18 protein-coding genes and 1 tRNA gene are annotated in these 9,303 nt (G+C 57.9%); 7 read left to right on the forward strand and 12 right to left on the reverse strand.

What is annotated here, in order from left to right; translation table 11 throughout:
* Window positions 1-211: 211 nt before the first annotated feature.
* From E4U03_RS04705 to E4U03_RS04735, 7 genes are all read left to right on the forward strand, one after another.
* Window positions 212-598 (forward strand): hypothetical protein, encoded by a 387-nt coding sequence (locus E4U03_RS04705; RefSeq protein WP_135011971.1) that lies wholly within the window; start codon window positions 212-214, stop codon window positions 596-598.
* Between the two features lie 120 nt (window positions 599-718).
* On the forward strand, window positions 719-1,549 hold the full coding sequence (locus E4U03_RS04710) for a hypothetical protein (protein ID WP_135011973.1): 831 nt from the start codon (window positions 719-721) through the stop codon (window positions 1,547-1,549).
* Between the two features lie 156 nt (window positions 1,550-1,705).
* Entirely contained in the window at window positions 1,706-1,951 is a 246-nt protein-coding gene (locus tag E4U03_RS04715) for a hypothetical protein (RefSeq protein WP_135011975.1), read from the forward strand.
* Window positions 1,952-2,139: 188 nt separating this feature from the next.
* Window positions 2,140-2,421, forward strand: coding sequence for a hypothetical protein (locus E4U03_RS04720; protein ID WP_135011977.1), 282 nt, complete (start codon window positions 2,140-2,142; stop codon window positions 2,419-2,421).
* Between the two features lie 11 nt (window positions 2,422-2,432).
* Complete coding sequence (locus E4U03_RS04725) at window positions 2,433-2,774, forward strand: hypothetical protein (protein WP_135011979.1); 342 nt, start codon at window positions 2,433-2,435, stop codon at window positions 2,772-2,774.
* Window positions 2,775-2,777: 3 nt separating this feature from the next.
* On the forward strand, window positions 2,778-3,200 hold the full coding sequence (locus E4U03_RS04730; protein ID WP_135011981.1) for a hypothetical protein: 423 nt from the start codon (window positions 2,778-2,780) through the stop codon (window positions 3,198-3,200).
* Window positions 3,201-3,202: 2 nt separating this feature from the next.
* Window positions 3,203-3,844 carry a hypothetical protein gene (locus E4U03_RS04735; RefSeq protein ID WP_135011983.1) on the forward strand — a complete coding sequence of 214 codons (642 nt, stop codon included), beginning with the start codon at window positions 3,203-3,205 and terminating at the stop codon, window positions 3,842-3,844.
* Between the two features lie 129 nt (window positions 3,845-3,973).
* Here the strand turns inward: E4U03_RS04735 and E4U03_RS04740 are convergent.
* The 12 genes from E4U03_RS04740 to ssb form a co-directional block, all read right to left on the reverse strand.
* Window positions 3,974-4,046, reverse strand: a tRNA-Thr gene (locus E4U03_RS04740).
* 868 nt (window positions 4,047-4,914) lie between these two features.
* Complete coding sequence (locus tag E4U03_RS04745) at window positions 4,915-5,640, reverse strand: hypothetical protein (protein ID WP_135011985.1); 726 nt, start codon at window positions 5,638-5,640, stop codon at window positions 4,915-4,917.
* A 13-nt stretch (window positions 5,641-5,653) separates the two neighbouring features.
* Window positions 5,654-5,974, reverse strand: a complete 321-nt coding sequence (locus E4U03_RS04750; protein ID WP_135011987.1) for a hypothetical protein — start codon at window positions 5,972-5,974, stop codon at window positions 5,654-5,656.
* A gap of 129 nt (window positions 5,975-6,103) precedes the next feature.
* Window positions 6,104-6,334, reverse strand: coding sequence for a hypothetical protein (locus E4U03_RS04755; RefSeq protein ID WP_135011989.1), 231 nt, complete (start codon window positions 6,332-6,334; stop codon window positions 6,104-6,106).
* Window positions 6,331-6,741, reverse strand: a complete 411-nt coding sequence (locus E4U03_RS04760; RefSeq protein ID WP_167752287.1) for a RusA family crossover junction endodeoxyribonuclease — start codon at window positions 6,739-6,741, stop codon at window positions 6,331-6,333. Before E4U03_RS04760 ends, E4U03_RS04755 begins: the two co-directional genes overlap by 4 nt.
* Window positions 6,738-6,923, reverse strand: a complete 186-nt coding sequence (locus E4U03_RS12770; protein WP_167752288.1) for a hypothetical protein — start codon at window positions 6,921-6,923, stop codon at window positions 6,738-6,740. Before E4U03_RS12770 ends, E4U03_RS04760 begins: the two co-directional genes overlap by 4 nt.
* Window positions 6,920-7,120, reverse strand: coding sequence for a hypothetical protein (locus tag E4U03_RS04765; protein ID WP_135011993.1), 201 nt, complete (start codon window positions 7,118-7,120; stop codon window positions 6,920-6,922). Before E4U03_RS04765 ends, E4U03_RS12770 begins: the two co-directional genes overlap by 4 nt.
* Window positions 7,117-7,533, reverse strand: a complete 417-nt coding sequence (locus tag E4U03_RS04770; protein ID WP_135011995.1) for a hypothetical protein — start codon at window positions 7,531-7,533, stop codon at window positions 7,117-7,119. The genes E4U03_RS04765 and E4U03_RS04770 overlap by 4 nt, the downstream gene beginning before the upstream one ends.
* The gene (locus tag E4U03_RS04775) at window positions 7,530-7,808 is read right to left on the reverse strand and encodes a hypothetical protein (RefSeq protein ID WP_135011997.1); all 279 of its coding nucleotides are present in this window, start codon (window positions 7,806-7,808) and stop codon (window positions 7,530-7,532) included. The genes E4U03_RS04770 and E4U03_RS04775 overlap by 4 nt, the downstream gene beginning before the upstream one ends.
* Complete coding sequence (locus E4U03_RS04780; protein ID WP_135011999.1) at window positions 7,805-8,464, reverse strand: hypothetical protein; 660 nt, start codon at window positions 8,462-8,464, stop codon at window positions 7,805-7,807. Before E4U03_RS04780 ends, E4U03_RS04775 begins: the two co-directional genes overlap by 4 nt.
* Window positions 8,465-8,547: 83 nt before the next feature.
* On the reverse strand, window positions 8,548-8,775 hold the full coding sequence (locus E4U03_RS04785; protein WP_135012001.1) for a hypothetical protein: 228 nt from the start codon (window positions 8,773-8,775) through the stop codon (window positions 8,548-8,550).
* Between the two features lie 14 nt (window positions 8,776-8,789).
* Window positions 8,790-9,303 (reverse strand): single-stranded DNA-binding protein (gene ssb / locus E4U03_RS04790; protein ID WP_135012003.1); only part of this gene is annotated, 514 nt, incomplete at its 5' end.

Below are 9,303 nucleotides of genomic sequence, written 5' to 3' on the forward strand. Positions count from 1 at the left end.
AACTTTTTTGAATTTTTTTAGATTTTTCTTTTGCCTAGTCATCTGCTATTTTTGCGGCAGTGTTCGAGTCATTTTCGATGTTTTATGCGAAGTCAAGGCTTGCGTCCATACCTACGCGGCGCGTAAGCTGGTATCACCGGCAAGGCGAAAGCCAAAAGCCCCCGCCGCATGGCAGGCAAAAGCAACCCCCCCCTAGAGAAAGAGAAAGCAAATGCGTATCAGCATCACCCACACCCCCAAAGTACAGGCCGCGCTAGATGAAGCGCAGGCAGGTGCACGGGCACGCACCTACGATGCGGAAAGCCTAGCCGAAGGCATCGCCGCCTTAGATAAAAAGCTCTCAGCCCTCCCCGCGAAGTACCACAAGGGTGTGAAGGCGTACCTCGCTGGCTGGGATGCCGGTAGCAAGCGCCACCCGAACCAAGGCACTGTAATCACCGTGGAGCGCGGGGCGAGCTCCTGGTTTATCACCGGTATCAAGCGCTACTACAAGCCCGCCACTTCTCCCCGCATACTCTCACGGGGTGACGACTTCGACCATGTGGCCCGTCACCTGGGTTTCATTATCGAGAATGAATATTCTCTAGCCCGCGTCTAGCGGGTAGCCCGCACCGTTTGGGGTGTCCCCTGGTTCGATACCGGGGGCGGGCACTCACACCCCCACGGGGGTAAGCAATCACCCGGCATGCCTATGCCTCACCCAGATTATGGAGAAACCGTGTTCACCGTGAAAGACATCATCCGCCCCGACCACAACGCCATGACCGCAGGCGAGTTAGCCGCCGCTGTCACCTCACATGATTACGCTACCGGCGCGCTAACCATTGCCCCCGGCGTCGTTATCGCCTATAACGGCTACGATTACGCACTGTACTACTACAAGCATGCCACCCGGGAGCTTATCAGCTGGGTGAGTGAGAAAAGCCCCGGGCGTTCAAGCACGGCCCCCGGCATGCTGGGAACCCACGCCTTAGCACTCGTAAAGACTGCCCGCAAGCTCTCCAAGGGGCAGGGCATCACGAAGGGCCAGCCAGTGGCGACCATTGAGGCACCTAAGCGCACCCCAAAATTTGCCCGCACCACCACTACTCCCACTGTTATCAAGGAAGAAGTAAAGCCCGTGAAGAATGTAAGTAAGCCTGTGAATGAAGCTATTGAGGTTCCTACTGATGGGGCGGTCATCCGCACCGTCGACACCGGCGAGGGCCTGAGTATGAAGGAGCGTGCCGCCCGTCTGGCCCCGGCCATTATCGAAACCCTCAACGCCTGCGACCTCCCCGCCTACCTGCGCCTATCGCACTACGACGCAAGCAATCAGGTTTACCTTTCGGTGAGCGTGAATGAGCTGGTGCCGGTAGTGATTGATGGATCCGGGGTCGTGTACCAGATTAAGGGGGTGGAGCCGGTGAAGCTACGCCCGGGCAAGCTCTCGATTGATGCTAGGTATGCGCTGGAGCGTATGCGCCCTGCTAAGAAGATGGTTAACCGCAAGGTTGCGGTGCTGGAGCCGGTGGGCATGATTGAGGTGTCCGCCCTGGCTGTTGCCTAAGTAAATGTTTGCAAGAGGTGCGAGGGGCTAAACAGTTCAATCAAAGGCCCCTCGCCCCCTAACACTAGCCCCGCGTACCCCGTGCGGTAAGGGGAAGGCTACAGGCCCCTTACCGCACCAAGGGCGCGGGAAGAATCAAGAAAAAGGAGGGTAGGCATGACCACCTACTACGCACCAGCAGAAGGGCCCGCCACACTGAAACGGCATCTACCAGCCCTAAGCAAGCCAGAGCACAGCACCCGGTTCTATCAGGCGGTAGACGCCATCTCGGACGCGTTAGAAGAGCAGTACCCGAAGTTCCTAGACCGGCTCCTGTTCGATACCCCCGGCGAAGCGTTCATACCAACTTTGAGGTTCTACGCGATAACAGGCACCGCAAAAATTATCACCCCGAAAGGATAACCACCATGCTCACCATTGACGCACTAGAACCGGTAGGTTCAAAGGTCATCGGGATGTAGCTGTGAGTCACCTGATTGAGGTACACGCCGCAACGTGCGGGCACGAAAGAACCGACACGCTCATAAGCGCACTAGGCGGGAACGCCACCGCCCTAGAATGGGCACTAAGACAAGACTTGGAGAACGCTAATGAAAAACGAAAACACCATAGCCACCGCTGAATATATGGCCCGTTTCAACGGTGAAGAGCCAAATCATGAATGGTGGGTGAGATACGCCCGTGAAGCAGTAGAAGCAGAAGCCCACAACCTAGCTGACGACCTACTAAACGAAGACAACGAGTTTGACGTTAGAGCCGGGGCAGACCGAATTATGACTATCGCCCGCCTGTACCATGCCACCAGTGAGCACCCCCAGCAGGTAGTGAAAGACCTGGAAGCCAATAACCTGAAAGCCTACATCCCAGAATAGGAGAATCTGATATGTATACCCTCACCGCAGACCACGCAGCGCACCCCGCAACCCTCAGAGCAGACACCCTAGAAGACCTGCTGCCCCTCATTGAGGAATACGCTGGCCCCCACACCCCGGAATTTTCTTACCAGACCGGGCAAGGGTACATCTGGTGGGACGACCAGGAAACAGGTTTCACCGATAACGGCGGCGAGGACGCCGTAAACGTAGGTGGTGACCCCGAAGATGGAGAGTCCCCGGAATGGGTACACACCGAACCGAAGCCCGCCACCATTGACGCAGTGCGAGCATACGCCGCGTATGTGCTAGACGCCGCGCCCCGCAATATCGTTATCGAAGGTCAGGAGTAAAAAATGCGCACCATTGACGTATCAGACCAGGGAAAGCTATCCCACTCGCAGGTGTACCAGGAGTTCACCCGGCACATCAACGGGCAGGACGACCTAACCATCATCACCCGCACCGTCCACACCACACGAGACGAACACCCCGAACCATTGAGGACTGACCGCTACGGGCTGAACTTCACGAAGATTGAAGGACAGGACGCATACAAGGTGGCTGCCGTATGGGAACGTGACAACATGGACGGCACCGGCACCCCGTGGCAGAGCATCACAGAATGGGAGGCCCAGCACTTTGGGCGCGGCCCAGAGCCGTCACCCTCAACAATTGAGGTTCACGAATACCCCGGCGCTACCGCCTACCATTGGGCAGAGCAGTTGAAGCCACACCTTGACCTCATTGAGGCACGAGCAGGAAAGGACATGTACTAGACATGGCACATCTCAGGCACCATAAAACTGGTGAACCAGTCAGCGCGGAATGGCTAGAAGAGTCCTTCTACCAGGGTGAAACACAGGACTACGAGGACGCCCAAGATACCCTGTTCAAGCACTACATTCTCACAGAGATGAAGCAGCACGTTGAGCGTCAAGACTACAGTAAAGAGCACCGGGGTAAGCATGTGGCGGGCGCTATCCCAGATGTGTTCTGCGAGGACTACCCCGCGCCGCAAATACCCGGTCGTAACAACACCCCCAGCATCAGCCGTAGCCTGTGGGTGTACGGGCAAAGGTTCTTCCCCATCCACGAGGGCAGAAGATGGGCGATGTACGAGCAGGACGTCATCAGCCGTGCCGCACAAGCCATTGAGGTTTACCCCGCTTGTGAGAGCACCCAGTTTGACGGGCGGCGGGTACGCATCAGCTTTGACGCATGGGAGCAGGACGGCGAACCCCGGTTTGAGGTGGTTGTCGCAGGAAAAACAGCGACACCCTATGAGGGGCTGATGAAAGACCGTTCCGTTTCCCGCGAGCTACCCGCCGAGTTTGATGCACAGGCGGTGCTATCCCAGCTTGTTGAGCAGGTAGCGCGTGAAGCGTACAGGCTGGAACGTAGCCTACTGGCAAGTAACTAGGAATACCCCCACATCTCTTATTGAGGTGTGGGGGTATTTTTGTTGCCCGTAGCCTGGAACCAAACCCACCCCCAGCCTGCTGAAGCAAGGGGGCAGTAAAAAACAGGCCACGGAGCAAACCAACTTTTGAGCCGGTGGCGGGAGTCGAACCCGCAACCAACGCTTTACAAGAGCGTTGCTCTACCATTTGAGCTACACCGGCAAGGGCGCCCACCTCCGCGCGCAGTGGGCGCAACCCACCACTTGGTGGCGGGTCAACAATAGGCCCCTCACACACCTAGAAGAGGGGCCACCAATGAAACGCTGCACCCTACAACAAATGCGTGCAGCCTAAGCACCAGAGGTAAGCCCGGTGCCGGGAATGCGGTCAAAGTACCCCCGGTCAGGGGGGAAGTCTAAAAAGCGCCGGTGATTCTGCCGCACGTCACGCATTGACGTGCCAGCGGGTACGGCGTCGCACCCCAGCGGTGAAAGCCCAGGGCGCACAGTAGCCTACCCATGGGGAACCTGCACGGGCGGGTAGGCAGTGTAGAACCCGTCATCTTCGATAATGTAACCGTCCTCGGTTATCTCTACCATGGTAGATACCCTCCCTTTGAGGTTTCACAGTAGCCCCACCCCTCGCACCCGCAGGCGCAAGGGGTGGGGTGTACCGTGCGTTCGAGCAATCCGGCATAGCCGAAGAGCCGCAACCTTTGATTTTACTTCCCGGTTTCGGCAGTGAAGGAAGATTCTAAGGGGGTACTGAGTGCGTCCCAGTTGATTGACGCTTTAGGGCGTCTTTCCTTGTCTGCGCGTCGCACAGCTGTGCTTGCGGTATGGTCAGTGTACGTTGCTAGCGCATGGCGACGCTCAGCGACTTCTGGTGTCATAAATTGCTTTGGGAGCATTTTGTTCTTTCTGTGCAAGTAAGGCGGGGCCGGTGGAGTTTTACCCAGCCCCGCCCCGTCGGCAAGAGAAAGTGAGAGCCTACGCAGGGTTAAACAAGAAAAGCCCAAACCAGACCGGTTTAGGCTTAGCTATTCACCCACGGGTAACAGCTATATCACAATCATTGCATGCAAACGGTTTTATGTCAAGGTTTTAATACGAGGGTTATCTTTGCACAACGCCAACACTTCATCGAGCATGGTACAACCGTCGCTATCGCGTTTTAGCTTGCCGCGCCGCACCCATGATTGAATGGTCCTATCCGCAACCTCGTAACCACAGACAGCCAGTGCAGCGACCATCTGTGCATCTTTCAGGGGCCGTCTGCGCGCCTGCGCAAGGGCATTGTTGCGCCTATTCTCAACCAACACCGGCACCGGAGTTCTCACCCCGCACTGGGCGCATCGAGCGCTCTGTGCAGACACGCGCCCGCGTACACTGCACCCACACGCGCACAGGCCCAGCGAGATAACTTCTTCTTTGGCGTCCACGAAGCTATAGCACTTCTTCACCGCTTCTTCTAGGCTGGTGAAATCTTCCCACAGCCGTTCAACATCACGTGGGCGCTCTTGCACCTGGTGAAGCAACCGGACAGCTTCCGCCGGGCTATCGGCACCTATTTGCCGATACAGTGCGTACATGGATTCGTGTAAGGCCATGCGGGCCATCAGTGCACCTAAAGCAACCGCTTCGGTCTTCTCTCCGCCCCCGCCTCCTGGCTTAGCTTTGACTGATAAGCGGGCCACTTCGTCCATAATGAGCGGGTTCACCCCTGCGGCAATGGTGATGAGGTCACGCCATGCCTCAACGCATCGCCCGCACACATACACGCTCGTGCTCTCACCACAAATACGGCAATATGTCATAGCGTCTTCTTTCCTATTCTTCGCCTAGCCCGTCAGGGAACCTGACATCAAACCAGTCCTTAAGCACAGGCAGCATCTCGCTAGCTTCATCAGCGCGGTACGTCTTTACCCACCGCTGCTCACCGTTGCGGAACTTCGCGGTGATCGTGACAACGGTTTTCCCCTCAGTGTTGCCAGGGGTGGTGTTTGAGATAAATCCTTTAGAGTCCCAGACTGCGCCTTCTGCTTTCTCTAGCAACGGGTTTTCTGCTAGTAGCGCGGCGAACAGCTGGTCACCTTTGCTGGGTTCAACGCGTGATTTTAGGTTCTGCTCATTATCGGGCTGCTTGCTCATGTGCCTGCGCTTTCTTTTGTGCTTTCTCACGGCTAGGGGCTGCAATTTCCCAGCGGGCGCAGGTGCAGCGCGCCCACCAGAATGGGTGGTTTCTGTCGTCCCAGTGTCGGGTGATGGTGGTTTGGTGGATCATTCTTCGCCTTTCACCTTCTCGCCTATAAGCATCCTGGCGATAGTAAGCATGCCGATAATGGAGGTTGCTGATAGCCCCTTCGTGGTCGTATACCCGACCTGCTCTTCGTCGCTGTCTTTCATGCTCACCGTTTCGAAGCAGAGCACGACACTTGATACAAGTTCGCCTTCTTTAAGGTCGATGTCATCCAGCTCGATTTCTTGCCCGTTGTTCAGGGTTAGCTTCATTGGGTTTCCTCTCGTATGGTGATGAAAACCCCCGGCCTATATCCGGGGGCTTCATATACTTTCCAGGCGGTGATGGTGGTTACGCGGGAGTCGTCGTCCCACACTTTCGCGTCACCTATTCCGTCGTTGACGGCGCGAATGAGCTTGTCCAAGTCAGGCTTCACCCAGGGGAGCCACCGGCGCACGCTCTTTGGTTTGGTGAGGTGGAATCGGTAGGTGACATGCAGAGGGCGCTCCCCTGTGTATGCCCCGGCATGTTTGCGGGCGCGTAGGGTGACGGCTTGCCGCCAGGCTTTTAGCCGGGGGTTGTCACTGGTCAGGTGTGCACGCTTGCCCCTGACGAAGGCTTTCATGGAGCCTTGGGGTATGGGCTCACCGAGGACTTCGATGTTCAGTGGGCCAGTCATGGTTTCCTCTCGAAGTAGCCGAGCCAGGCGGCTAGTGCCTTGGCTCGGCGGGATAGGTGGATACAGGTGGCCTTGTAGGCGACGGTGGCGTGGAGGGGCAGAAACGCCGCCCCGGCCATCAGGCAGGTGATGGCAAGGGCGGCGGCGGTGAGGGTTGCCCAGACGAGCACGGCGAGGGTCACGATAGGACGTCCTCATAGACGTACCAGACGGTGAGACCGGCAGGGACGAGCCCTACAGGGAGCATGAGCATGTAGAGGGCGCCGACGTTGCCCCAGCCGTAGAGCCAGACCCCGAGGGCTTCGAGGGCGATGGCACAGGCGAGGAGGGTGGCGTAGACGCAGATACCGGCGAGGATTGCGAGGACTAGCTCTTTCATTCGTAAATTCCTGTTTCTGGGTTGTAGTAGGTGAGGTCGCCTTGCTGGACGCGTTGGGAGCCGTCTGGGAGTACCCAGACGATTCTGGTGACGGTGGCGGTTGAGCTAATCAGCAGGGCGTCTGTGGCGGTTCCGTGTGCGTACCAGGTGCCCTCGGTGCTGGTGGGGCCGGTTGACCACCCGGCCCTCTCTGCCCGGGGTGTGCCATTCGTGGTGATGTAGGCACCAATGACCGGTTCGCGGGAGGTGTAGTGGAACTTCGGGGCGGGTTTTGGTTTGGGGGTTGCCCCCACCACAGGGGCAGGGGCGGGCTCGGTGGCGTCGGGTGCGGACGCCGGGGCAGTACCCGCACACCCACCCAGTAGGAGCAGGGCGGGTAGGAGCACCCACCCGGCAGCAGGGCGTCGGGTCATGGGTGGGTTTCCTTTCGTAGGCGGTGGTTGAGCTCGATGATGTTGCGGGCTACATCGGGGGTGAAGAAATCACGGTGCCCGCACTCAGGGCAGCAGGCCGTCCAGCCCTGCCTGGTGGTGGGTGTGGGCTGGGCGTAAAGCGAGTCACAGACATCGCAGTACGACTTATCGCAGATTTGGCAGATTTTCAGCGCCGAGCCCTCATAGCCGGGAGCCACTACGCTGTTGTCGCATTCGATACCGCACTGGGCGCATGTGAACCAAGACCTGCTCATGCGTCCTCCTTGGGGGTCTGGAAGGTGCCGGTGCCGTAGACCTCGACCACTTCAATCTCGGTAGGGTCGCATGACTCGCCCCATGTCATGTGATAAGCGTTTTTCTCGCCCTCGTGGTCAATGAATACAAAGTAAGTGGCGATTCTTGACGCGTACATACCCTTGAAGCAGGTTCCGGGTTCTAGCTGGTCGGCTGTTTGCTTGCGTAGGGGCAGGTCACCCTTGACCCAGAGGGCCCAGCCAGCGGTGTTCTGCCAGGCCAGTTCAAAGGCCCATTCCCAGACGATAGATTCTCGGGTGTTCCAGCCGTGGAGCGTATTGGCAGGTTCCGGCTGGTCACGCTTCATCGTGTAGGTGAGGGTGCCGATCTCGGGGTGGAAGCACTTGGCTTCTACGCCGTCGAGGGCGTCCCAGTCGATACGCTCCCCTGCCTTGATAGCCTCGGTGAGGTTAGAGAAGCCGGTGAGGTTGTCTTTGTGGTGTTTTCCGCGCTCAAAGCCTGCGTCGTAGGCTTTGTCGAGGTCTTGGCAAGTGGTACCGGAGCGGAGTGTGCCAAGGGTGTAGGCTTTTTCGACCATGCGGCGTTTTTTGGGTGAGGTGATGGTTGCGCCGGTTTCGGTTGTGTAGATTTCTTCGGGGTAGGAATTGCGGGTCATCGGGGTTTCTTCTTTCACTTGGGTGTAATGAGGCCCCGGCGTGGTGTGCGCCGGGGCCTGGGGAATGGTGGGTTAGAGCAGCGCTATATCTTGCGATTCTTCGTAAACGGGGCGGCAAAAATCTTCACCAGCGAAACCAGCGTGACGTACACAATCACCACCGGCCACACCAGACAAGCGCAGCCAAACGAGTTGGCTAACTTCGCGTCCCGGGCCGCCCCTTTCTTTCTCAGCGCCTCATAAGCAAGGGCAAACGCGATGAACCATACGAGTGCTACCGCGAAGTACGCGATGATAAGCCACAGATACATGAGGGTTCACCTTCCTAAAAGGGTGGGTTTTCATCGCCTGTGCCCTGTCCCCAGCCTTGGTTGCCCTGGGCTGGTTGTGCCCATGGGTCGGCTTGGGGTGCGCCACCCTGGGGGGCTTGTCCTTGGGGTTGTGTGTTCCCTTGGGGTGTCCCGAAGCCGCCTGCGTAGGCGTTGTGGGCGGGTGGGGTGGTGGTGTTGGTTTGTCCGTTGGTGGGTATGATGGCGATTTTTGCGCCTGTGATGGTGGGGTTGGTGTAGGTTTTGCCGTTGTGTTCGCGGGTTTCTAGTTGTGGGTGCCCGGTGATGAGTACGCGGGTGCCTTTGGTCAGGTGGGGGGCGGTGTTGTCGGCGGCGGTTCCCCAGAGGGTGATTTTCCACCAGGTGGTTGGGCCGTTGTCTTCCCATTTTTGGGTTTGTTGGTTGTATTTTTGGGGTGTTTCGGGGACGGTGATGTTGAGGGTGGGGGTTCCGTTTGGGGTGTAGCGGGTTTCGGGTGGGGTGGCGATGAAGCCTTCTAGGGTGATGGTT

The sequence above is a fragment of the Rothia nasimurium genome (assembly GCF_004569295.1).
GTDB lineage: Bacteria > Actinomycetota > Actinomycetes > Actinomycetales > Micrococcaceae > Rothia > Rothia nasimurium_B.